Origin of the sequence: Actinopolyspora mortivallis DSM 44261, assembly GCF_000384035.1 — a bacterium.
Classification (GTDB): Bacteria; Actinomycetota; Actinomycetes; order Mycobacteriales; family Pseudonocardiaceae; genus Actinopolyspora; species Actinopolyspora mortivallis.
Genome location: NZ_KB913024.1, coordinates 717,001 through 740,571 on the forward strand (window position 1 = coordinate 717,001; position 23,571 = coordinate 740,571).

The following is a 23,571-nucleotide window of genomic DNA, read 5'->3' on the forward strand; positions in this document are numbered from 1 at the left end:
TCCACGGGACCTCCTGGGCGGAACACGGACGGGCCGCCGGGACCGCGGCCGGGAACCGGGCCGCTCGCGCGCTCAGCGACCGTTGTCGGAGGAACCGGAGTCCTCGTCGTCGTCACCGCGGCCCGCGTCCTCCTCACCGGAGTCGGAGCCGTCCCCGTGGCCACTCTCCTCGGCCTCGGCACGCCGGATGGCCGCGATGGGGTCGTCGAGGTCCTCGTTGCCGCCACCCCAGCGTTCGGCGAAGTCCAGCGGCTCGTCGAGATCGGAGGCGTCGGGCAACAGGTCGGGGTGGTCCCAGACCCGGTCGCGGCTGGTGACCCCGTGCCGCTCGGTCAGGATCCGCCACAGCGAGGCCGCCGCGCGCAGCCTGCGCGGACGTAGCTGCAACCCCACCAGCGTCGCGAAGGTCTGTTCGGCCGGACCGCCACTGGCCCGCCTGCGCCGGATGGTCTCCCCCAGCGCCTCGGCACCGGGAAGCCGGTCCCCCACGGCATCGGCCACGACCACGTCCACCCAGCCCTCCACGAGCGCGAGCAGGTTCTCCAGTCGTCCGAGCGCGGCCTGCTGGCTCTCGGTCGTACGGGGTTCGAGCATCCCGGAGTTCATCAGCTCCTGCATCGAACTCGGGTCGCTCGGGTCGACCTTGCTCGCCAGGTCCTCCAACGAGGAAGTGTCGATCTGGATGCCCCGGGCGTACTCCTCCACCGCGGCCAGCAGCTGCTGACGGAGCCAGGAGACGTGGCTGAACAGACGGTGGTGGGCGGCTTCCCGTGCCGCGAGGAAGACGGTGATCTCACTGGCGGGACGGTCCAGCCCGGAGCCGAAGCTCTCGACGTTGGCGGGCAGCAGCGCGGCCGTTCCGTCCGGGCCGAGTGGCAGTCCGACGTCGGTCGAGGTGAGCACCTCGCCGGCCAGTTGCCCCAGTCCGTTCCCCAGCTGGGAACCGAAGGTCAGCCCGCCCATCTGGCCGAGCATGGACACGAGGGGGCCCGCGGCCTGCTTGGCCTCCTGCGGCAGCGCCTCCAACCACGCCTCGGAGACCCGCTGGGCGACCGGGTCGCACAGGCGTTGCCAGACGGGCAGGGTCTTGTTCACCCAGTCCCCCGGGGACCAGACCTGCACGGTGTGCGTTCCGGTGGGGAAGGAGGTGTTCGGGTCCAGCCAGAGCTCGGCCAGCCGGACCCCGTCCTCGACGGCGGTGGTCTGCTGCTGCGTCGGTCGTTCGTCGCTGCGCAGCTGTTGGTGCGCCAGTTGTTTGGCCAGGTCGTAGTTGACCGGTCCCGTGGTGCCGCTCGAGGACTGGCTGAGAGCCTGCCCGAGCTGGGTCAGCATCTGGCCGAGCGCGCCGATGTCGAAGTTCGGCGTAGCACCCGAGCCCGGAATGCCCCCGGGGCCGGGCATCCCGCCGAAGCCGGGGAAGAAACCCGCTCCTCCGGAGAATCCGGTGCCGCCCCCGGAGTTCTCGCCCGATGACCCACCCTTGTCGCGGTCGTCGGGCTCCTCGTTGTTGGGATCCTGGGGGCCGAACCCGAAGGGCACATCACTCATGGTTCCAGCGTACGCGGAACCGGCGGTGGACTGTAGGAGCGCCGGGGCGCCCTCGCGCTCCGAGGCGGGCCCACCGGAACCCCACCGGGTCCGCGTGGAGTGGCCGGCAGCGGGGTGCACGCCGCGACGCCGCTGTGTCCTGGTGCTCTCCGTTCCGTCCCCCGGTGGAGCGGAAAGCTGTTCGCTCTGCTCGAACAGCGCTGCCACCGATCCTCCTTTCGAGGAAAGGCGGGGTGGAACGTACGGAACCGACATCCCGGGCGGGGCGGCAGGTCGCCCTCCGGATCGGGGCGTGCCAACCCGTAGGGTGTCCTGTTGTGAGTCGCCGAAGCTGGACCCTGCTGACGAGTGCCTTCCTGGTCATGGTCTTCGGGCTGGTCGGAGCTTTCGTTCCCGTGCCCTACGTGGCGCTGGGCCCCGGCCCGACCCACGACACCCTCGGAACGTACGAGGGCAGGGAAGTGGTGCGCATCGAGGGCACCGAGACCTTCCCCACCGGAGGGCACCTGAACATGACCACCGTCTCGGTCACCGACCGACTGTCCGTGTTCAACGCCCTGGGTTTCTGGATGAGCGGCAACCACGCGCTGGCCCCCCGCGAGCTGTACTTCCCCCCGGACAAGACCGAGGAACAGGTGGAACGGACCAACACCCGTGCCTTCCGCAGCTCCCAGACCGCGGCGGAGACCGCAGCGCTGAGGCAGCTCGACTACCCCACGAAACTCGTGGCCGGGAAGGTGTTGTCCGGATCCCCGGCCGACGGGGTCATCGCCCCGGGCGACGAACTCATCTCCGCGCGGGGCGAGTCACTCAGCGACCCCGACTCGCTGGTGCGGGCGCTCTCCGACACCGAACCGGGGCAGACGGTGACCGTGGAGTTCCGCCACGAGGACGAGCCGCCGCGGCGGACCGAGTTCGAGCTCGCCGACCACCCCGACAAGCCGGAGCGGGGCTTCCTCGGGGTCCAGCCGACCCTGCGACCGGACGTGGACTTCGACATCGACATCCGCCTGCCCGACGTGGGAGGCCCGTCGGCGGGGTTGATGTTCTCCCTCGCCGTGGTCGACAAACTCACCCCCGGTGAGCTGAACGGGGGGAAGTTCGTGGCCGGCACCGGTGAGATCTCCCCCACCGGGCAGGTGGGACGCATCGGCGGCATCGGCTTCAAGATGATCCGCGCTCACCAGGCGGGTGCCCGGTACTTCCTCACTCCGGCGGGCAACTGCGCGACGGCCGAGTCCCAGGCCCCGGAAGGACTGCGGCTCGTGAAGGTGAGCACCCTGCGGGACGCGGTCGAGGCGCTGGAGGCGATCGCGGCGGGCGAGACCCCGCCGGGCTGCTGACCACTCCGCACCGGGCCCCGCGGCCACCGAGAACGGGCGGGACTCGCCCGGACCTCCGGCACGGGGCACCGGGGAGCGGAACCCTCAGTCCTCGAAGGTGGCGTGCAGGGCGTTGAGCAGGTTCGGAGCCAGCGCGCTGTCCTCCACCAGCTCTCCCTCCTCGGCGTCCGGGTCGCCGTCGAAACCCTCCGCGGTGGGATCCGTCGGCGAGTTCTGCCGTAGTCGCAGCACACAGGTCTGGGTTCCGCTGCGCAGTACGGCGGCCACCAGCCGTGCCTCGCGGCGCTCGGGGTGCTCGGCGGCCGTGGCCCGTGCCGCCGAGTCCTCGGCGGGCAGTTCCTGCTCCGCCTGGGGCGGCAGTACCAGGATCTCCTGCACCAGGGCGCAGCCGAGCACCCGCTCCGGCCAACTGATCCCGGCGAGCGCTTCGCTCAGGTCCTGGCTGGGCAGCTCGTCCTGGGCCACGGGGGTGAGGGGGGAGCTCTGGTTGAGTCGCTCGGCCAGGCTCGGTTCGGCTTCGAGCAGTTCCGCCGTGTCGACCAGCGCGAACATGCGGGCGGGTCGGTCCCAGCCCTCCGAGGCGGCGAACTGTTCGATCTCCCGCGTGACCGCGGGCAACGCCGTGATCATTTCGTCGGTGATAGCGGAGGCCATTGGTCCATCCTCGCACCGTTTCCGGGATCTCTCGTACGGCAGGGGAGCGCCCTCCCACCGGGCGGGCCGTCGAGTGGCGAGGGCGATGTCCGTTTCGGGCGAATTGATGGGTACCGTCCCCACACGGTGAACAAGGTCGTAGAGTTGACCGCACGGGAGTCCGGGACACTTGCCGTGACCCGTTCCCGTTGACCGCGGATCGTCACCAGGAGAGTGCGCTGTGGCCACAAGGCCGGTAGGAGTACCCAAACTGTCCCGGCGCAGCCGGATCCTTCTGATCCTGGGCGCGGTGGTGCTGGTAGCGCTGATCGTCGGATCACGGCTGATCGGGACCTATGTCAATTGGTTGTGGTTCGGCGGTGTGGGCTACCGGGGGATCTTCACCACGATCGTGCTGACCCGGATCACGCTGTTCGTCTGCGCGGGGGTTTTCCTCGGAGGCGTGCTGGCGCTGAACCTCTGGCTCGCGTACAGGACGCGTCCGGTGTTCGTGCCGCTCAGCGGCCAGGACGACCCACTGGCCCGCTACCGGACCGTGATCACCCAGCGTTCCAAGTGGTTCGGCATCGGGATCCCGGTCGCGGTGGGCGCGATCGGAGGACTGGCCGCCACCGGCGACTGGCGGATGGTGCAGCTGTTCCTGAACAGGCAGCCCTTCGGCACCGAGGACCCGGTGTTCGGCCACGACATCGGTCTCTACGTCTTCCAGCTGCCGTTCTTCCGGTGGCTGCTGGCCTGGGCGTTCGTCGCGGTCACGCTGTCCTTCTTCGCGGCGCTGGCCACGCACTACGTCTTCGGCGGCATCAAGCTCGCCGGGCGCTCGGGGCAGATCTCGCAGGCGGCCCGGATCCAGCTGGCCGTACTGGCCGGGATCTTCGTGCTGCTCAAGGCGGTCGACTTCTTCTTCGACCGCTGGGACCTGCTGTTGTCCCAGCGCAGCGAGCTGTTCACCGGTGCCAGCTACACCGACCTCAACGCCGTGATGCCGGCGAAGGTCATCCTGCTGTGCATCTCGGTGATCTGCGCCCTGGCCTTCTTCGCGGTGATCTTCCTGCGCAACCTGCAGATTCCCGCGCTGGCCACGGTGCTGTTGGTGCTGTCCAGCCTCGTCATCGGGGCCCTGTGGCCGGCTCTGCTGCAGCAGTTCTCGGTGGAGCCGAACGCCAACGAGCGCGAGTCCACCTCGATCGAGCGGAACATGGCCGCCACCAAGCAGGCCTTCGGCATCACCGACGACAAGATCAACGTCCAGGAGAACTTCGGCAGCGGGGAGGAGGTCACCCCCGAGGAGGTCGCCCAGGACACCGGAACGATCTCCAACGTGCGGTTGCTCGACCCGAGTCTTTTGTCCGAGACCTTCACCCAGTTGGAACAGCAGTTCAACTTCTACGGGTTCCCGAAGGAGTTGGACATCGACCGCTACCGTGACGAGAACGGGAATCTGCAGGACTACCTGGTGGCCGTGCGCGGCATCAACACCGACGGGCTCGCGGACAACCAGCGGTCCTGGATCAACCGCCACATGGTCTACACCCACGGCAACGGTTTCGTCACCGCCCCGGCCGACCGGGTGAACACCGTTCCTGGTGAGGGAGACGAAACCGGCGCCTACCCGGTCTTTTCCATGAGCGACGTGGCCAACGACGGCCAGGGTGAGATCCCGGTCGAGCAGCCCCGCGTCTACTACGGTGAGCTCAACCGCGACTACGCCATCGTCGGCGCCGAGCCGGGGGAGCAGCCGAGGGAGTACGACACGCAGAACTCCCGGTACACCTATCAGGGTGACGGCGGGGTCGCCATCGGCAACTGGTTCAACAGGGCCGTGTTCGCGGCGCACTACGGACAGCGCAACATCCTGTTCAACCAGAACATCGGATCCAACTCGAAGATCATGTTCGACCGCAACCCGCGCGAGCGGGTGCAGAAGGTCGCACCGTGGCTGAAACTGGACGGCGATCCCTACCCGGCCGTGGTCGACGGGCGGATCACCTGGATCGTGGACGGCTACACCACGCTGGACAACTACCCGTACTCCACGTTGACCTCCTTCGGTGGAGCCACCAGCGACTCCACCAGTGATCCCGCCCAGCCGAACCAGCAGATCAACTACATCCGCAACTCGGTCAAGGCCACCGTGGACGCCTACACCGGCGAGGTGACGCTGTACGAGTTCGGGGAGAAGGACCCGGTGCTGGAGGCGTGGAAGGGCGTCTTCCCCGGCGTGGTCAAACCGAAGAGCGAGATCAGCGACGAACTGCGCCAGCACTTCCGCTATCCGGCCGACCTGTTCAAGGTCCAACGCCAGCTGCTGGCGCGCTACCACGTGGACAATCCGGGTGACTTCTACGCCACCCGTGGTTTCTGGGAGGTTCCCAACGACCCGAACGAGAGCCAACGCGGCGGTCCGGGTGAGAAGCAGCCCCCGTTCTACGTGATCGCGCAGGCCCCCACGCAGGACGAGCCGACCTTCCAGCTGACCAGCGCGATGACCCCGCTGGAGCGGCAGAACCTCTCCGCGTGGATCTCGGCCTCCTCCGACCCGGAGAACTACGGTGAGCTGACGGTGCTGGAGCTGCCCACGGACAACCAGACGCTGGGTCCGGGTCAGGTACAGCGGAAGATGGAGTCCACTCCGAAGGTCACCGAGGACCGGACGTTGTTCGACAACCCCGGTGTGCGGGCGATGTTCGGTAACCTGCTGACCCTGCCGGTCAAGGGCGGGATGCTCTACGTGGAGCCGATCTACATCCGGCCGAACAGCGAGGACTCCTACCCGCAGCTCGCCCGGGTGCTGACCTCCTACGGCGACAGGGTCGGCTACGCCGACACGTTGCAGGAGTCGCTGGAGCAGATCTTCGGTGAGGGAGCGGGCAGGAACGCCCAGACCGCCGAGGACGAGGGCGACCAGCAGGGTGACGGTCAGCAGCAGGGCGGTGACCAGGGCGGTCAGGACCAGCAGCAGGGCGACGGACAACAGGACGAGGGCCAACAGGGTGGCGACCAGCAGGGTGGCCAGAGTCCCGAGGTCGATCAGGCCGTGCGGGAACTGCAGGCCGCTCTCGAACAGGTCCGTTCTGCCCAACAGTCGGGGAACCTGGGTGAGCTCGGTTCGGCCTTCCAACGCCTGGAGGAGGCCATGAACCGCTACGAGCGGGTGACCGGCGGAAACTGATCCGTCACCGCGGGCGCGGGCTCGTCCCCGCGCCCGCGGTCCGGCGGTGCCCACCCCCCCCTTGTGGGTGGGGGTGCGGGGCGGTGCTACGGTATAGCCACAACGGAAAACGACGCGGGGTGGAGCAGTTCGGTAGCTCGCTGGGCTCATAACCCAGAGGTCACAGGTTCGAATCCTGTCCCCGCTACCACACGACCCCCTCCAGGACTGCCTGGAGGGGGTTTTCGTTGCCGGGCTCCGCCGCCGGAGGCTCTCCGGGGGTGCCGTGGGATCGGGGCGTCGTTCGGGCCCGGCGGGGATCACTCCGGTCGAGGGGCCGCCTCGGACGGGTGCCCACCCCCCTTGTGGGTGGGGGTGCGGGGCGGTGCTACGGTATAGCCACAACGGAAAACGACGCGGGGTGGAGCAGTTCGGTAGCTCGCTGGGCTCATAACCCAGAGGTCACAGGTTCGAATCCTGTCCCCGCTACCAGGACGGGCCCCGGGAGTACTCCCGGGGCCCGCTTCTCGTTCGGCCGAGTCCGTGGTGTCCCGGCCGTACCGGGGCGAGGTCCTACCCGGCCCGACAGCGGGGAGGGATCGGGCCGGGAAATCCTTTTCCGGAACGCTCGGACGAAAGCGGAACTCAGCTGTCGGCCCACTTGCGTGCGCAGTTCGGAGAGCAGACCCGTCCGTCACCGCCTCCGCCGCGCCATGACCGCATCTTGCGGCCACACACGATGCAGTTGTGCGGGGAGTCCACCTGGATCGGCACCAGTGATTTCGCACGCTGGGTGACGCGGTTGGTCACCTTGCTCCGGCTCTCGGCGAGTTTGGTCCGCAACAGACTGCGATGCACGGTGCTACCTCCCTTTCCCGGCGGGTTGGTGGGCACGAACCCGTCCTGGTGTCCGGCCGCGCTTGGCGGGCGGCCACTGTGAAGGGTGCCCTTAATACAAGGATCTCCACAGTGTTCTGCCAAGAATTCCCTCTTTTGGGGGAGAAATCATCCCTGTTCGGCGGACGGTGAGTGTACGAACCGACTCTTTTCCGGAGGTGACCTCGCGGTGGAGACGAATCGTGCTCGACTTGTCTGTCCGATGCCACCTCGTGGATGCGCTGTGTGTTCGAAACGACCCCTTCCGACCCCGCAGCTCACGGACACGCCATACGGCCAATGTGGACACCATATGCGCATCGTGGCACCGTAGGGGCCGTGACCGACCTGAATGCAACTTCCGCGGCCTTGTTGGGGCTCCTTCACGAAGGGCCGATGACCGGTGGACAACTGGTGGCCGCAGCCACCGAACGGTTCAGCGGTTTCTTCAGTGTCACCAGGAGCCAGGTGTACCGGGAACTGCCCGCCTTGGCCGAGGCGGGGATGCTGCGTCTCGGGAAACAGGGCCCGCGCTCCAGCCAGCAGTACATCATCACGGCGGCCGGCAAACGGGCCTTCAAGTCGTGGCTGAACACCGAACCCGGCCCGGACAACGTGCGGAGTCCACTGCTGCTGCGGCTGCGCTACGCGGGCATGCTCACCTCCAAGCAGCGTGCCCATCTGGTAGCCTCGGCCCGCGAGCAGTACGTTGAGAAGCTCAACGAGGCCAAGAGCGCGGCCAAGGTGGCCGAGGACCCGTACGAGAAGGCCGCCGCCGATTTCTCGGTCGCGCACAACCGCGCGGTCATCAAGATGTTGGACGCCATCCCCGAGTGACCCGCGGGTTGGGGCGGGACCGGTCCACGTCGGCGGCCGTGAGCGTGTGAAGTAGGCTGGGTAACCGTGAACCCCGACGTCGCCGCCGAACTCAAGGACCTGTCCGAAACCCTGGAGGGCATCGAGCGTGTGATGGACCTCGATGCGTTGCGGGCCAGGATCGCCGAGCTGGAAGAGGAAGCGGCCCGGCCCGACCTGTGGGACGACGTCGAGTACGCCCAGCGGATCAACAGCCAGCTCGTCCACAAGCAGAGCGACCTGCGCAAGATCACCGGCCTGCGGCAGCGCCTCGAGGACCTGGAGGTGTTGTACCAGCTCGGGGAGGACGAGGACGACAAGGCCAGCGTCGCCGAGGCCGAGCAGGAGCGCACCCAGCTCAAGCGGGACCTGGCCGACCTGGAGATCCGCACCCTGCTCTCCGGTGAGTACGACGAGCGCTCAGCCATGGTGACGATCCGCGCCGAGGCCGGCGGGGTCGACGCGGCGGACTTCGCCGAGATGCTCATGCGGATGTACCTGCGGTGGGCGGAGCGGCACGAGTACCCCGTGGAGGTCTACGACATCTCCTACGCGGAGGAGGCCGGGATCAAGTCGGCCACTTTCCGCGTGGACACCCCCTTCGCGTACGGGACGTTGTCCGTGGAACAGGGCACGCACCGGTTGGTGCGCATCTCCCCCTTCGACAACCAGGGGCGCAGGCAGACCTCGTTCGCCGGGGTCGAGGTGTTGCCGGTGGTCGAGGAGACCGACCACGTGGAGGTCCCGGAGAAGGACATCCGGGTGGACGTGTTCCGCTCCTCCGGGCCGGGAGGCCAGAGCGTGAACACCACCGACTCGGCGGTACGGATCACCCACCAGCCGACCGGCATCGTGGTCTCCTGCCAGAACGAGAAGTCCCAGCTGCAGAACAAGGCCGCCGCCATGCGCGTGCTGCAGGCCAAGCTGCTGGCACGCAAGCGCGAACAGGAGCGTGCCGAGCTGGACGCGCTCCGGGACAGCAGCGGCTCGGGCTGGGGCAACCAGATCCGCTCCTACGTGCTGCATCCCTACCAGATGGTCAAGGACCTGCGCAGCGGCTACGAGATGGGCAATCCCGAGAGCGTGCTGGAGGGGCAGATCGACGCTCTGCTGGAGTCCGGGATCCGCTGGCGCAGGCAGCAGCAGGACCAGCAACAGCAGAGCTGACATCTGTTCACTCGTCCCGGTAGTCGCCCGGTCACGGTGCAGCACCGCGTCGGTTCCGGCGGCTGGTACGGGTGAGTGACACTTCCGCTGAGGGGTCCAGGTAAGCTCACCGACCGTGATCCGGCTCGAACACGTGTCAAAGACGTACAAGACGTTGGCGCGGCCCGCCCTCGACGACGTGTCGGTCTCCGTGGACAAGGGCGAGTTCGTGTTCCTCATCGGGCCGTCCGGGTCGGGGAAGTCGACCTTCCTCCAGCTGCTGCTCCGCGAGGAGGTCCCCACCCGCGGACGGGTCATCGTCGCCGACTGGAACGTGGCGAAGCTGCCGAGGAGACGCGTCCCGAAGCTGCGGCAGCGCGTGGGGTGCGTGTTCCAGGACTTCCGCCTGTTGAACAACAAGACCGTCTTCGAGAACGTCGCGTTCGCGCTCGAGGTCATCGGCAAGCCGCGTCACACCATCCGCAAGGTGGTCCCGGAGGTGCTGCAACTCGTCGGGCTCGACGGCAAGGCCGACCGGATGCCGGCGGAGCTCTCCGGTGGGGAGCAGCAGCGTGTGGCGATAGCCCGGGCCTTCGTCAACCGCCCGCTGGTGCTGATGTGTGACGAGCCCACGGGGAACCTGGATCCGGACACCAGTCAGGACATCATGCTCCTGCTGGAACGCATCAACCGCACCGGTACCACGCTGATCATGGCCACCCACGACCACTCGATCGTCGACTCCATGCGCAGACGGGTCGTCGAACTCAGTGAAGGCAGGGTCATCCGCGACGACGCCCGGGGCGTGTACGGCGTGGGCCGCTGAGGGCCCGTGGTCCGGTGACCGGCCCGCAAGCCTTTCCCGACTTCCTCCCACTCCCAGATCGCACCGAAAGCTGACTCAAGATGCGCGCGAGCTTCGTATCCACCGAGGTCGTCAACGGCCTTCGCCGCAACGTGTCGATGACGATCGCGATGATCCTGACCACGGCGATCTCGCTCACGCTGCTGGGCAGCGGCCTGGTCGTGGTCCGCAAGGTCGACCAGGCCCAGGACTCGCTGCGTCAGGCGGCCGACGTCGTGGTGTATCTGAACGACCAGGTCAGTGCCGAGGACTCCGCGTGCCAGCAACAGACCTGCTCCGGCTTGCGTGCCGAGTTGGAGCGGGCCTCCGGTGTGCGCTCGGTGAAGTACCTGAGCCGTCAGCAGGTGTACGAGCGGGCGATCGAGAAGTTCGACAACCGCCCGGAACTGCGTGAGATCGCTCGTCCGGAGGCGCTGCCCGCGGCCATGTGGGTCGAGCTCAGCGACACGGTCGATCCGGCTGCCATCCAGCGGCAGTTCGGGGACAGCCCCGGGGTCGCCAATATCGACAACCAGTCCGACTTCGTGCGGAGCCTGGTCGGCAAGCTCAACGACGTCCGGGACGGGACCTTCCTGATCGCCGCGTTGCAGGCCTTCGCCGCCCTGCTGCTTATCTCGAACACTATTCAGCTTTCCGCGTTCAACCGGCGCACGGAAACGGGGATCATGCGACTGGTGGGTGCCTCGCGCTGGTACACCCAGCTGCCCTTCCTGCTGGAGGCGATGGTCTCGGGCATCATCGGCTCCCTGGTCGCGGTGGGTCTGCTCGTGGTGATCAAGGAGGCCTTCCTCGACGGGCTCATGAAACCCCTGTCCGGCACGGGCCTGCTCACGCCGGTCAGCTACGCCGACATCGCCTTCGTCTCCCCGATCCTGGTGCTGGTCGCGGCGGTGGTCTCCGGGTTGACCGGGTACCTGACGCTGAGGTTGTACGTCCGTATCTGACCTCGCGCGGCGGTTCCGCGGCCACCGGCGGGCAGGTCGGAAACGAGGCGGGCACGGGCGCTCGGGTGCCCGCCCGTCGGTACGGAACCGTGTCGTTTCCCCCGCCGCCTCGGAGCTATGCTCGGCGGTATGCCGAAGGAACGTGGCCACAGCCTGATCGCACGCAATCGCAAGGCGCGGCACGACTGGACGGTGCTGGACACCTACGAGGGGGGACTCGTGTTGACCGGTACCGAGGTGAAGAGTCTGCGTCAGGGGCGTGCTTCGCTGGTCGACGCGTTCGCCACGATCGACGACGGCGAGGTGTGGCTGCGGAACATGCACATCCCGGAGTACACCGAGGGGACCTGGACGAACCACTCTCCGCGTCGTTCCCGGAAGGTGCTGCTGCATCGGGACGAGATCGAGCGGTTGATGGGCAAGACGAAGGAGAGCGGGCTGAGTCTGGTGCCGCTCTCGTTGTACTTCTCGGACGGCAAGGCCAAGGTCGAACTGGCCCTGGCCCGGGGGAAGAAGGCACACGACAAGCGCCGGGACATGGCCAAACGCGACGCCGAACGCGAGATGGCCCGTGCGATCGGGCAGTACCGTAAGGGGATGCGCTGAGGCAGCCGGAACAGACACCGCCCTCGGCGTGTTGACGGGGATGACGGTTCGTCCGCACGTTCCGAGTCCGGATCGTGACCGGATCCGGGAATGATCCCCGGCGTCCGGGACGTTATGATGGACGAGGGCGTAGCAACGGACGCCGTGCTGTTGGAAAACGGAACAAGGGGGTGAACGGTTTCGACTCTGGCCGTTGAGCCAAGGGAAGCGTGCCGGTGCAGGCGGGAGACCACCGAAAGCGTCGCCGTGAACCAACAAGCGCCGACAACAAGAGTCAGCGCGAGTTCGCTCTCGCCGCATGAGCGAGTAGCGACTCTGTCGGACCGGGTGCGTCTCCGACCCGGACCCCGGCATCAGCGAGGAGACTCACCGCTGAATCCGGTCGCGGGGTTCAGCGGGACATCCCACAGCGACTGGGCTTGTCACACCGGCTTGTCCGCGTGACCGGTGAAGCCGAGTAGAGACACAGCGGACTGCGCACGGAGAAGCCTTGGTGAGGCGACAGAGGACCCGGGTTCGAATCCCGGCACCTCCACCGATGTGATCGCACTACGAACCGTTTCGGGGTCGCTTCCGCCGCCAGGCGGGAGCGACCCTTTTTCGTGGCCAGCCCTTCGGTAGCGCCCAGCCCCGCCTCGTCCCCCGGACTTCCGTGCGTCGGTCCCCGGCGGATGAGCGCCGCACCCGCCCCACACGTGATCCGCTCCCGCCGACTGTCGCCGCTGTCCTGTTGTTGCGACGTCGTCGCGGGCACCTGTGGGCACCTACAATGCCGAGCGCTCGCAACACCGCGTGTGCTGGAGGGATCGGCCATGGGCGTGTTCGGTTCCCGACACGGTCACCGACACCCGCACCGTTCTGGACGGAACACCGGACCGAGGGGGCTGCCGCGTTCGCTGGTGCACTCGTTCGTTCCGCACGAGCACGACGCGGCCGAGCGCGTCGACCGGGTGCTGGAGGACAGCCGGTCGGGGATCCGGGCACTGTGGATCTCACTGCTGGTGCTCGGTGCCACGGCGCTCGGGCAGGCAGCCGTGCTGTCCCTGGCCGGTTCGGTGGCGCTGCTCTCGGACACTCTGCACAACACGGTGGACGCGTTGACCGCCGTTCCGCTGGGGCTGGCTTTCCTGCTGGACCGGCGCCCGGCCACGAAGCGGTTCCCCTACGGCTACGGCCGGGCCGAGGATCTGGCCGGGCTGGTCGTGGTGCTCGTCATGGTGGCCTCGGTGGTGGTGGCCCTGGCCTCCTCGGTGGAGGCGTTGTTCGTCCCCCACTCCGTGGACAGTCCGCTGGTCGTGGCCGCGGCCGGGGTGGTGGGGTTCCTCGGCAACGAGGTGGCCGCGCGGGTGCGGATCCACACCGGACGGAGGATCGGTTCCGCCGCCCTGGTGGCGGACGGGATGCACGCCCGTACCGATTCGTTGACGTCGTTGGGAGTGGTGCTCGCCGCCGGGGGAGCCGCGCTGGGGTGGTCGGCGCTCGATCCGCTGGCGGGCCTGGCGATCGCCGCGGCGATCGTGCTGGTGACGTACTCGGCCGCCGCGCGGGTGGTGGCCAGGCTGATGGACTCGGTCTCCCCCGAGCTGATGGACCGGGCGCGCCGGACCTTGTGCTCCCATCCCGAGGTGCGCGGCGTGGACGGGTTACGACTGCGCTGGAGCGGGCACCGGTTGTACGCCGAGGTGACTCTCGCAGTGTCCGCCGGCAGCACCCTGGCCCGGGCCCACGAGGTGGCCCACGAGGCCGAGGAGAGGCTGCGCACGGAACTCCCCCGGTTGTCCGGCGCGACGGTGCACACGCATCCTGCCGAGAGTCTCCACGTGCGGTGACAGTTATCACTCTTACGAGGGATCGGGGGTGTTGCGTGCGGTGATCCTCTCCGTGCCCGTGAGTCATCATTCCCGGGCAGGGAGGCACAAACGTGTGGTGCGGGGGCAGCTTCCGCTCCGCGCTATGCGGGGAAGGTGGTGGAGGGATGATTAAAATCGGGCAAATGGTGTGCCGGGAAGGCTGGTCGGCGACGGGGACGTGATGATCCGAACAGAGGTTGTTGATGGCTGCTGACCGGCAACGCACACAGAGGCGTCGATTGTTCGCTCCGACACCGAACCAGGAGAGCCGCACACTCGCCGACATTCTCCGCACGGAGACCGTCGGCGGGGTGCTCGTGCTCGTGGCCGCCGTCATCGCGTTGCTCTGGGCGAACTCGCCCTGGGCAGACTCCTACACGGCGGTGTCCGAGTACGTGCCGTGGCCTCAGGGGGACTTCCTCGGACTGGACCTCAACCTCGCCCACTGGGCCTCCGACGGCCTGCTGGCCATCTTCTTCTTCGTGGTGGGCCTGGAGCTCAAACGGGAGTTCGTGGCCGGTGACCTGCGCAATCCACGCAGGGCGGTGCTGCCCGTGGTGGCCGCGGTCTGCGGGATGATCGTTCCGGCCCTGTTCTACCTCGTCATCGCCGCCGGAGCCGGTGGCGACGCCCTGAGGGGGTGGGCCATCCCCACCGCCACCGACATCGCCTTCGCGCTGGCCGTGCTCGCCATCATCGGCAAGCACCTGCCGAGCGCGCTGCGGGCCTTCCTGCTGACGCTGGCCGTGGTGGACGACCTGCTCGCCATCACCGTGATCGCGGTGTTCTACACCGACGACTTCCACGCGGTGCCGTTGCTCGCGGCGGTCCTGCCGGTGCTGGCCTTCGGGGCGCTCGTCCAGCTGCGCAGGTTCTGGTGGTGGGCGCTGTTGCCCCTGGGGGCGATCACCTGGGTGCTGGTGCACGAGTCCGGGGTGCACGCCACGATCGCCGGGGTACTCCTCGGCTTCACCGTGCCCGTGTTCGGCCGTGGCGGGGAGCACTCGGGCCCGGCCGAGCAGATGGAACACCGGTGGCGCCCCGTGTCGGCGGGGCTCGCCGTTCCGGTTTTCGCGCTGTTCGCGGCGGGGGTCTCCCTCCGGGACGGCGGCATCGGAGCCGCGCTCTCCGATCCCGTGGTGCCCGCCGTGATGGCCGGGCTCGTGCTCGGCAAGGTGGTCGGTATCTTCGGGTCGACCTTCGTGATGGCCAAGTTCACCCGGGCGCAGCTCGACTCGGATCTGTCCTGGTGGGATCTTGTGGGGGTCTCCCTGCTGGCGGGCATCGGATTCACGGTCTCGCTGCTGATCGGTGAGCTCGCGTTCGGCACCTCCGGGGAACGTGCCGAGTACGTCAAGGTGGCCGTGCTCATGGGATCGTTGCTCGCGGCACTGTGTGCCTCGGTGGTGCTGGCACTGCGCAACCGCGCCCATCGCCGTGCCGGACACGAACGACGGGCCGGGTGACCGGACTCTCATTCGGTTTCCGTGCGCTAACGTGCTCCGTACCGGAGGCGATCGAACCGGGGCGTAAGCGGTGCAGTCGAGACAACGGGAGTGGATAGCCGTGGTAACCCCCAGCCAGGGGAGCCGTCGCAAGATCAGTTGGGATCTGGTTCGGGCGGGATGCGTCACGCTGGTGATGCTGTACCACTCGACCACGGTCAGCGTGGAGTTCCACCCCGAGATCGAACCGCGAACGTTCTACTTCCCCTACCAGGTCGGTGCCAGTCTGCTGCTGGCGATCTCGGCGTACTTCGCCTGCGTGACGATCGGGCGGGGGACCGTGTTCCGGTACTGGTGGGGACGCTTGGCGCGGCTGCTGCCCGCCTTCGTGGCTGGTTCCGTGATCATCTTTCTGCTCACCAGGGCCTACTACATCGAGGGCTGGTACTGGCCGACCACCCGTGACCTCGTCGAGCACCTGCTGATGCTGTGGCACTGGGCGCCGCAGCGGTTCGAGTTCATCGACGTCGCCCACTGGACCGTCCCGTTGCAGCTCATGGGATTCACCGCCGCCGCGCTGCTGTACCGCGGCAGATGGGGGCACGGCAACCGGATCGTGTGGGTGCTGTGGCTGGCCGTGCTGCTGCCGATACTGCAGTGGCCCATCCGGGTCTCGGACCCGGAGCCGCTGTACCGGATCCTGGTGGACGGTTTCGGGCTGCACCGCTGGCACATGTTCGTGGCCGGGGTCGCCATCTGGCTCTGGGCGATCAAACGGCGGCTCAGCGACGCGCACTTCGCGGTGTTGCTGGCGACCTGCATGTTCGCCCAGTGGCTGCACACCTTCGCTCCCAACGCCGAGGGCGTGCTCGTCCCGGACGTGGGATCCTCCGTGGGGGTCAGCCTCGGACTGTGCGTGATCGCGTTCGTGGCGCGCGGTCCCGACTGGGACGCGGTAGTGCCGCAGGCGCTGCGCAGGCCGATCCAGTGGTACGCCGGTATTTCCTACGGGGTCTATCTCATGCACCAGTCGCTCGGGCACATGGTGGTGCGGCGGTTGCAGGACCTGGGAGCCCCCACCCTCGTGCAGACCCTGGGGATGCTCGTCACCGGCGTGCTGCTCGGCTGGATGCTCACCCGGATGGTGGAACAGCCCGCCTACCGGTATCTGATGGAGCTGCACGACCGTTTCCTGCCCGTACGCAAGCCCGCCGTCACCGCGGCCTGAGTCGCACCGGTCCGGAGGCGGGCGGGCTTTCGGGGGCTACGAGAATACGGGTGTGGACCCGCTGCACGATCCCGACGACGAGGAACTGCTCACTCCCGAACAGGCCCGGGAGGTGGCCACGCTGGTCGAACGCGCCCAACTGGCCTCCGGGGCGGTTCGGGACGGGCACGTCGGCAGGGTGGGCGTCGCCGATGTGGTGCTCAACACCGCGAACCCGCTCGCGTTGGCCAACCGGGCCTGCGGGCTGTGGGGAACCTCCGCCGAGGTGGCCACCACGCTGCTGCGCCTGGAACGCGTGTTCGCGGAGGCCGGCCGCCCGGAGGCGGTGGTACACGCCTCCCCCACCACGGTGGCCGACATCGAGGGCATCGCCGACGACTCGGGTTGGCACGCCGTCGCGGAGAACGTGGCCCTGCTGCATCCGCTCGGGGAGCGGTTGGCGCGACGTCCGTCCGTGCCGGGTTTCCCGGTTCGTCCCGCCGAGGAGGGGGACCTGGACGCGGTGGCCGAGCTGTTGTCCGACGAACTGGACCTCTCCGCCGGTGCGGAGCGCAGGCTGCCGCGCGGACTGGCCCAACGGCTGGACGACCCGCGTTGCCTGCTCTACGTCGTCGACGATCCCGAGGTGCCGCGTCCGGCCGGTTTCGTGCTGGGGTTCCTGGAGGCCCAGGTGGGGTTGGTCGAGCACGTCGCGGTGCGACCGGGCAGGCGTGGCCGGGGGATGGGTGGTTCCCTCATGGCCGGGGTGGTGGAAACAGCGGCGCGGACGGGGATGCGGTTCGTGGTCACCCACGCCGAGGACGGAGGACGGGCGCAGCGCTTCGCGGAGGCGTGCGGTTTCGACACCGTCTACCCGGTGACGGTCTACACCCGAGGGGTGGAGGAACTGTTCGACTGAGCTCCGAAGGAAGTGGCTCGCCGGAGCGGGGCGGCCGGAGGGGCGGTCGTTGAATCGGCCACAGCGCCTCCCACGACAGTGGGAATATTTCACCCCCGCGTGGACTTGTGCCTTCCGGACGAGAAGGAGGCACAGTGCCGGAGAGTCAACCGACGACAGCCGAGGCCCCGCAGGGCCGTTCCGGAGGCGGGCGGGGCTCGCTTTCCGAACTGCCCCGCGAGATCTGGGTGCTGATCACCGGAGGGTTCATCGTCGCGGTGGGGATGGGGATCGTCTCGCCAGCCCTGCCGACCTTCGCCACCAGCTTCGGGGTGGGGGTGACCGCGGCCGCCTTCATCGTGAGTTCCTTCGCGCTGATGCGGTTGGTGTTCGCCCCGGCGAGCGGTCGGATGGTCTCCTTCTTCGGGGAGCGGCCGATCTACGTGCTCGGCATCGTCATCGTCGGGGTGAGTTCGACCGCCTGTGCCTTCGCGCAGAACTACTGGCAGCTGCTGGTGTTCCGCGGACTGGGCGGAACCGGATCGACCATGTTCACCGTCTCCGCGCTGGCACTGCTGGTGCGGCTGTCCCCGGCACATCTGCGGGGCAGGGCCTCGGGACTGTGGGCCACGAGCTTTCTGCTCGGCAGTATCTCGGGGCCGCTGTTCGGCGGAGTGCTGATAGGCATCTCGCTGCGGATGCCGTTCCTGATCTACGGAATCGCCCTGTACCTGGCCGCCTTCGTCGGGTGGTTCATGCTGCGTGGTTCGTCGCTGGCCGACCCTCAGCAGCGGTCGCAGGAGGACACGCTCCGGATCGGCACCGCCCTGCGGGACCGCAGCTATCTGGCCTGTCTGTTCGCGAACTTCAGCAAGGGCTGGACCGCCCAGGGGGTGCGCATCGCCCTGGTGCCGTTGTTCGTGGTGGAGGCGCTGCGGCTGCCGGACGCGATGACCGGTGTGGCGCTTTCCGTGTTCGCCGTGGGCAACGCGATCGTGCTGCTGCCGGCGGGGCGGCTGGCCGACTCACGGGGCCGCAAACCACTGGTGCTGGGTGGTCTGGCCGTGGCCGCCGTGGGCAGTGTCGCCCTGGGCCTCAGCGAGTCGGTGGGTTGGCTGTTGGCCTCCTCACTGATCGGTGGCGTCGGCATGGGGCTGATGACCCCGGCACAGAGTGCGGCCGTAGCCGATGTGGTCGGCCCCAAGACCAAGGGCGGCCCGGTGCTGGCGACCTTCCAGATGTCGGCCGACGTGGGGGCGATCCTCGGGCCGCTGGTGGCGGGAGCGCTGGCCGACGCGCTGTCCTTCACGGCTGCCTTCCTGCTCACGGGCAGCGTCGCCCTCGTGGCCCTGGTGATGTGGCTGGCGGCTCCCGAAACCCTCGGGCGCAACGCTCGGAACGAGACCGTCGCCCCAGCGGGGACGGTTCCCGCGGACTGAACGGTGGGGGTGTCGTTCTCCCGGCGCGTGGGTACCCCGGCGGGGACCCGGTGGGAGGAGGACGTGATGGAGACCGGCATCGAGGCCACCGAGCTGTCCGAGGAGGCGCTGCGCCGGGAGCTGCGCCATCTGCACGAGACGCGCAACGAGACCTTCCTGCACGGTGCGCCCGACGCCCTGGAGGAGCACACCCGCAGGACGTTCGAGCTGGAGCAGGAGTATCTGCGCAGGCATCCCGAACGGGAGGTGGATCCGCGTCGTACCCGACAGGGGGCCCGCCGGGAGCGCCACGGTGTCTGAAGCCGACCGTTCCTCCGCGCGATCCGGTTCCCTTCCGTGCGGGCCGGGAGAGCAACGGGTCCCGGCGTCACGGGCCGGTGGGGCCGGTGCGCGATGATACCGAGAGAATCTGCCTTTGAGCAGGAAAAACACCACAAGGCACCCCCCGTGCGAAAGGGGGTTCGTGCCTGTTGTAAAGTATAGACACAACGGACGGCGGGGCCGAGAGGAAACGCCGGAAGGACAAGGAAAAAGGGGCTGTGGCGCAGCTGGTAGCGCACCTGACTGGCAGTCAGGGGGTCACGGGTTCGAGTCCCGTCAGCTCCACCAAATTAGTCATTCACGAACACCTCCCTTCGAGGCCCTGGCTGGCGTGTTTTCGCTGGTCAGGGTTTCGTGTGTGTCTGCTGCTGTCTCGGCTGTCCCGTCGGTGTGGGGTTGGGTGATGCGAAAGACGGGGATGAGGGTGCCGGGTCCGGTGATCTTGATTTTGGCGATGAGGGTTTCGATCAAGGCTTTGCGGGTCTGATCGGTGCCGGAGTCGATGATCTCGGTGATGTGGTCGGCGACCTCGGCCAGCGTGCAGGCGTCGGGCGCGGTGGCCAACTCGTCGCGGTGGGCGGCGAGTTGCTTGCTGGTGGCGCGGAGTTCGGCGAGGCGTTGGCCGACTAGTTCCTCTTCGATCGTGCCGTTCTCGAACGCGGTGAGGTAGCGGTCGATCTTGCCTCCTGTCTCGGCGATCTTGGCCTCGACCGAGGCGAGTTCGGCTTGCTGGGTGTGGTGTCCGGCGTGGTGCTGGCGCTGTGCCTCGGCCACGGCGTCAGCGGGGTGTGGTGGTCACGGTAGAACCCGGCCAGCGCGTCCAACACAGCGGTTTCCGCCGCGTTGGCGTTGAGCCGGTGCCCGTCGCACTTGGCGGTGTCGTAGCGGGACCGAGTGAGGCAGGTGTAGTGGCGGTAGACCTTGTTCGTGCTGGTCGCGTGGGTGTCGATCATGGCCTTGCCGCACTTCGGGCAGCGCATGAGCCCGGTAAGTTGGTAGTCTGCCCCGGTGGCGTGGCGGTGCGCGTGGTCCTCCCCGCGCTCGGCGAGTAGCCGCTGTGCTTCCTCGAACGTCTCGGTGTCCACGAGCGGGGTGTGGCAGTCGTCCACGGTGATCTCCCGGAACGTGAGTTCTCCGATGTAGATCCGATTCGAGAGCACGCGGAGGACTTGGTAGGCGGACCAGGTGCCGCCGGTGGTGGTGCGGTGGCCTCGGCCGTTGATCATGCGGTCGATGATGGTGTCGCGTTCGAACTGGGCGAACATGCCCAGCATCTGGACCAGCATCCGGCTCATCGGGGTGGAGGTGTCGAATGGCTCGGTGGTGGAGCGGAACGCCACTCCGCACTGGTCGAGTTCGTCGAGCAGGGTCACCATGTCCCGCAGGTTCCGGGAGAAGCGAGCATCCTGGTAGACCAGCAGCACATTCATCATCCCCGTCCGCGCCGCGTTGAGTGCGCGTTGTAGGTCGTCGCGGTCGCTGGTGGCGCCGGAGGCGTCATCGGTGAACCGAGGCGCCACTTCCCAACCGGATTGGGACTCCACCAAGGACTCCAACCGGTCGTCTTGGGTCTCGATGGAGTAGGGCTGGTGTTCGTCGTCAGTGGAGCGGCGCATGTAGATCCCGACCCGTACCGTGTCGAGATCATCCAACCTGGCCGAGGCTGGCACGCTCATCCCCCTCGCTACGGCGCTTGACCTGCGAAAAGACCGCCGCACGGGGTAACAACTCTGACGAGAATATGAACAGGAATATCGACGGGAAGATGAGTAAGCGTATGAGTGGGAACCCCGGATCACGCCACTGTTCCGCCGCCGTCGCTGGCCGCCACGGACTCCTCAGCCCGTGTGCCGCTGTGCCTGCCCCAGCGGTTCGGACGTCGTCGCTTCCGCGAAAGGCCATGCTCACCACCTTCCTCGTCCGGACCTTGTAACGCCCCTGAAGTCCGGAAAACACCCCCGTTTTCGGCCGTGATCATGAAAAATGTGACTACCGATACGTCGTCGGGTGGCTGGTGATGCCCGTCGTCGGACGGTGAGCGTGATCAACGGGCCTCCTCGGTGTGCCAGGAACCCTCGCACTCCACGAAGCCCGAAAATCGGGTCGATTTTGGACAACAAACCGCCATGTTCACACGGACGGAGTAGTCCAGGGCAAAAAGCGCGCCGTCGTGGCACGGACGTCGCGCTGATCGCCCGCTCTCAGCGCCTCGGACCGTAGGGGGAAATCATCCCTAGGAAGTCGGAGCACGAGCCGAATTCGCCCATAGTGCCGTGACCAGGGATGTTGTTCTCACGCTGGCGGCAACTGGGCGGTCAACTCGCGAGTTGACCGCCCAGTTGCCGTGGGTCCGCAGGGCTTCGACGGCTTGCGGCCATCTGGGGGACTGATCTTGCGCGGCGTGCTCGGGGCGGGCAGGGTCGCATGCGGGTGAATGCGCGCGGGAAGGAAAGTCCGCGATGGATGGCGAGATCGTGGAGTACCCGCGTGATGATGGTTTCGAGGGCACGCCACTGCGGTACGAGACGCCCGTGCTGGAAGAGGTTGGCGACGTGGCCATGCTGACCAACGGCACGTCGTTCGATGACACCGCTGACCGCAAGCGCTGGTACTACTGAGGGACGGCATGTGGTGGATGCTCGGCTCACACGAGCATTCCCTGCCTGAGTGTGACCGGCCGTGCCTGACCATCGCCAGGCGATGGCGACTGTGGCACGGCCGGGTCGCACCCGGTCACGGAGTACGACGTGTGAGCGTTGCTGGATGTGACTTGGTGGTTCTCGGCTGCACTCCGGCAGACGATGCCAAGCTGCGCCGGGTAGCTCGTGAGATTGCCGCTGGTCAGGTGGACGCCGTGCAGCGTGTCGACGGCAGTCGCGTCGTACTCGCGGCGCGAAGCGATGAGCTGCTGATCGCGGCCGATTTGGCTGGTCAGCGCCCGGTGTACTACCCGCGTGTGTCCCACGATGGTCTCGTGGCGGGCTCGCACGCGCGCCCGCTGGCTGGGAGTGCTGGGCTGGACTGGGACTGGTTGGTGGCGCACTTGCTTGTGCCGGGGGCAGCGGACGTGTGGTGGACGGGGACGCCATGGCAGGGCGTGAATGCGCTACGGCCAGGCTGGACGATGCGGATCGCCAGCGACGGCACAACCACGCAGGCGTGCCGGACGGTGCTGCCCACGCCATCGGGAACCATCGAAGACAGCGCCCCCGCCTTGTCCGAGGCGCTGGACAACGCCGTGCGCTGCCGCGTCAGTACCGCGGGCCATCCTACCGCGGACTTCTCCGGCGGCTTGGACTCGTCCACGCTCGCGGTCTTGGCTTCGTGCCTGGTCAATGAGTTGCCCGCGTTGACGGTCGTCACCGAGGGTGTGGACGACGCCGACGTGGCGGCCCGAGCCGCACAGGAGGTGCCCAGCCTCCGGCATCACGTCGTCGCCGAGCCTCCGGCGTTGCTGCCGTATGCGGAGCTGGACCGTGTTCCGTGCACCGACGAACCGTGGCTCGGCGCTGCGACCAGCGCGCGGGAACGCTGGTGGATACAGCAAGTCCACGCCGAGGGCTCCGATCTGCACCTGTCCGGCGACGGTGGGGACGGTGTGTTGCTGGCGACCCCAGCCTACCTCGCCGACTTGGTCTCTCCCCGACAGGGAAGGGAGTTGTGGCGACACGCCGTCGGCTGGGCGCGGCTGCGCCACCAAGCGCCGCATGCTCTGCTCCGCGCGGCCGTGGCGTTGCGTGGCACCAGCTACGGGCAGGCGTGCCGTGTCGCCGCTGACCAGCTCGTCGCCGGTACACGAGCGGGGCGTGGATGGGCTGGGCTGGTCTCCTGGTTCCAGATCGGCGCGACGGCCGAGTGGGCAACCCGTAAGGGACGCGCCGTCGTAGCGCGCATGTTGCGCGAGCACGCCGACGCCTACCCGCACGCGAGCGTCCCGGGGCAGATGGGCCTCGGGGATTCGTCGGCTTTCCTCGCACTGAACGCTTTCGCACGACAGCAACGCTTGGACGCCGACATGGCCGCACAGTGGTCGGTCAACCATCACGCCCCGTACCTGGATGACGGCGTAGTCCGGGCGTGCTGGGCGGTGCCCGCGTGGCGACGGACCACGCCCGAGCAGGCCAAGCCGCTGCTTCGGCACGCGATGTACGGCACCGTCCCGGCAAGCGTGCTCGAGCGACGGACGAAAGGCGACTACACTACGTCGGCGTATCAGGGATTGCGTGCCAACGCCGACACGTTGCGCGAGCTGATCCACAATTCACGACTCGCCGAGGTCGGGATTCTCGATCGAAACACAATGAGGTCCGCGCTGGACCGTGGGATCAATGGACACAGCATTCGACTCGCCGCTTTCGATGCGGTAATCGGCACAGAATTATGGCTGCGCGCTAACGAAGATGGCGACAGGGAAAGGTCGTGA

At 67.8% G+C, this 23,571-nt stretch carries 19 protein-coding genes, 3 tRNA genes and 1 other RNA gene; 19 read left to right on the forward strand and 4 right to left on the reverse strand.

Annotation, left to right across the window (positions count from 1 at the left end):
- Nucleotides 1-72 precede the first annotated feature (72 nt).
- Entirely contained in the window at nucleotides 73-1,548 is a 1,476-nt protein-coding gene (locus tag ACTMO_RS0103545; protein WP_033401678.1) for a zinc-dependent metalloprotease, read from the reverse strand.
- 317 nt (nucleotides 1,549-1,865) lie between these two features.
- Between ACTMO_RS0103545 and ACTMO_RS0103550 the strand changes: the two genes are divergently transcribed.
- On the forward strand, nucleotides 1,866-2,891 hold the full coding sequence (locus ACTMO_RS0103550; protein ID WP_019853289.1) for a YlbL family protein: 1,026 nt from the start codon (nucleotides 1,866-1,868) through the stop codon (nucleotides 2,889-2,891).
- An 84-nt stretch (nucleotides 2,892-2,975) separates the two neighbouring features.
- On the opposite strand, the gene ACTMO_RS0103555 is transcribed toward ACTMO_RS0103550, so the two are convergent.
- Complete coding sequence (locus tag ACTMO_RS0103555) at nucleotides 2,976-3,545, reverse strand: PPA1309 family protein (RefSeq protein ID WP_019853290.1); 570 nt, start codon at nucleotides 3,543-3,545, stop codon at nucleotides 2,976-2,978.
- 220 nt (nucleotides 3,546-3,765) lie between these two features.
- Between ACTMO_RS0103555 and ACTMO_RS0103560 the strand changes: the two genes are divergently transcribed.
- From ACTMO_RS0103560 to ACTMO_RS0103570, 3 genes are all read left to right on the forward strand, one after another.
- Entirely contained in the window at nucleotides 3,766-6,717 is a 2,952-nt protein-coding gene (locus ACTMO_RS0103560) for a UPF0182 family protein (protein WP_019853291.1), read from the forward strand.
- A gap of 113 nt (nucleotides 6,718-6,830) precedes the next feature.
- Nucleotides 6,831-6,907, forward strand: a tRNA-Met gene (locus ACTMO_RS0103565).
- 204 nt (nucleotides 6,908-7,111) lie between these two features.
- Nucleotides 7,112-7,188 (forward strand) — tRNA-Met (locus ACTMO_RS0103570).
- A gap of 153 nt (nucleotides 7,189-7,341) precedes the next feature.
- Here ACTMO_RS0103570 and ACTMO_RS0103575 read toward each other — a convergent pair.
- Nucleotides 7,342-7,554 carry a hypothetical protein gene (locus ACTMO_RS0103575; protein WP_019853292.1) on the reverse strand — a complete coding sequence of 71 codons (213 nt, stop codon included), beginning with the start codon at nucleotides 7,552-7,554 and terminating at the stop codon, nucleotides 7,342-7,344.
- A 414-nt stretch (nucleotides 7,555-7,968) separates the two neighbouring features.
- Between ACTMO_RS0103575 and ACTMO_RS0103580 the strand changes: the two genes are divergently transcribed.
- The 13 genes from ACTMO_RS0103580 to ACTMO_RS0103635 all read left to right on the forward strand — a co-directional run bounded on the left by ACTMO_RS0103580 (nucleotide 7,969) and on the right by ACTMO_RS0103635 (nucleotide 19,436).
- The gene (locus tag ACTMO_RS0103580; RefSeq protein ID WP_019853293.1) at nucleotides 7,969-8,409 is read left to right on the forward strand and encodes a helix-turn-helix transcriptional regulator; all 441 of its coding nucleotides are present in this window, start codon (nucleotides 7,969-7,971) and stop codon (nucleotides 8,407-8,409) included.
- Between the two features lie 66 nt (nucleotides 8,410-8,475).
- Nucleotides 8,476-9,594, forward strand: a complete 1,119-nt coding sequence (gene prfB, locus ACTMO_RS0103585; RefSeq protein WP_019853294.1) for a peptide chain release factor 2 — start codon at nucleotides 8,476-8,478, stop codon at nucleotides 9,592-9,594.
- A gap of 115 nt (nucleotides 9,595-9,709) precedes the next feature.
- A complete protein-coding gene (gene ftsE, locus ACTMO_RS0103590) occupies nucleotides 9,710-10,399 on the forward strand; it encodes a cell division ATP-binding protein FtsE (protein WP_019853295.1) in 690 nt (229 codons plus the stop codon).
- Nucleotides 10,400-10,479: 80 nt separating this feature from the next.
- Nucleotides 10,480-11,382, forward strand: a complete 903-nt coding sequence (ftsX, locus tag ACTMO_RS0103595) for a permease-like cell division protein FtsX (protein ID WP_019853296.1) — start codon at nucleotides 10,480-10,482, stop codon at nucleotides 11,380-11,382.
- A 129-nt stretch (nucleotides 11,383-11,511) separates the two neighbouring features.
- Nucleotides 11,512-11,988 carry an SsrA-binding protein SmpB gene (gene smpB / locus ACTMO_RS0103600; protein WP_019853297.1) on the forward strand — a complete coding sequence of 159 codons (477 nt, stop codon included), beginning with the start codon at nucleotides 11,512-11,514 and terminating at the stop codon, nucleotides 11,986-11,988.
- Between the two features lie 166 nt (nucleotides 11,989-12,154).
- Nucleotides 12,155-12,526, forward strand: a transfer-messenger RNA (tmRNA) gene (ssrA, locus tag ACTMO_RS22225).
- Between the two features lie 274 nt (nucleotides 12,527-12,800).
- Nucleotides 12,801-13,817, forward strand: a complete 1,017-nt coding sequence (locus tag ACTMO_RS0103605; protein ID WP_019853298.1) for a cation diffusion facilitator family transporter — start codon at nucleotides 12,801-12,803, stop codon at nucleotides 13,815-13,817.
- Between the two features lie 224 nt (nucleotides 13,818-14,041).
- Nucleotides 14,042-15,304, forward strand: a complete 1,263-nt coding sequence (gene nhaA, locus ACTMO_RS0103610; RefSeq protein WP_026448840.1) for a Na+/H+ antiporter NhaA — start codon at nucleotides 14,042-14,044, stop codon at nucleotides 15,302-15,304.
- A 70-nt stretch (nucleotides 15,305-15,374) separates the two neighbouring features.
- Nucleotides 15,375-16,511, forward strand: a complete 1,137-nt coding sequence (locus ACTMO_RS0103615; RefSeq protein WP_245556018.1) for an acyltransferase family protein — start codon at nucleotides 15,375-15,377, stop codon at nucleotides 16,509-16,511.
- Nucleotides 16,512-16,563: 52 nt separating this feature from the next.
- Entirely contained in the window at nucleotides 16,564-17,409 is an 846-nt protein-coding gene (locus ACTMO_RS0103620; protein WP_019853301.1) for a GNAT family N-acetyltransferase, read from the forward strand.
- 134 nt (nucleotides 17,410-17,543) lie between these two features.
- Nucleotides 17,544-18,827, forward strand: a complete 1,284-nt coding sequence (locus tag ACTMO_RS0103625; protein WP_019853302.1) for an MFS transporter — start codon at nucleotides 17,544-17,546, stop codon at nucleotides 18,825-18,827.
- A gap of 66 nt (nucleotides 18,828-18,893) precedes the next feature.
- Nucleotides 18,894-19,127 carry a DUF6158 family protein gene (locus tag ACTMO_RS0103630; RefSeq protein ID WP_026448841.1) on the forward strand — a complete coding sequence of 78 codons (234 nt, stop codon included), beginning with the start codon at nucleotides 18,894-18,896 and terminating at the stop codon, nucleotides 19,125-19,127.
- Nucleotides 19,128-19,360: 233 nt separating this feature from the next.
- Nucleotides 19,361-19,436, forward strand: a tRNA-Ala gene (locus ACTMO_RS0103635).
- 338 nt (nucleotides 19,437-19,774) lie between these two features.
- Here the strand turns inward: ACTMO_RS0103635 and ACTMO_RS21640 are convergent.
- Nucleotides 19,775-20,824 (reverse strand): recombinase family protein, encoded by a 1,050-nt coding sequence (locus tag ACTMO_RS21640; protein WP_051099013.1) that lies wholly within the window; start codon nucleotides 20,822-20,824, stop codon nucleotides 19,775-19,777.
- A gap of 783 nt (nucleotides 20,825-21,607) precedes the next feature.
- Here ACTMO_RS21640 and ACTMO_RS22770 point away from each other — a divergent pair.
- Together ACTMO_RS22770 and ACTMO_RS0103650 are read left to right on the forward strand one after the other, a co-directional pair.
- Nucleotides 21,608-21,766 carry a lasso RiPP family leader peptide-containing protein gene (locus ACTMO_RS22770; protein WP_019853305.1) on the forward strand — a complete coding sequence of 53 codons (159 nt, stop codon included), beginning with the start codon at nucleotides 21,608-21,610 and terminating at the stop codon, nucleotides 21,764-21,766.
- Between the two features lie 17 nt (nucleotides 21,767-21,783).
- Nucleotides 21,784-23,571, forward strand: a complete 1,788-nt coding sequence (locus tag ACTMO_RS0103650; RefSeq protein WP_245556284.1) for an albusnodin/ikarugamycin family macrolactam cyclase — start codon at nucleotides 21,784-21,786, stop codon at nucleotides 23,569-23,571.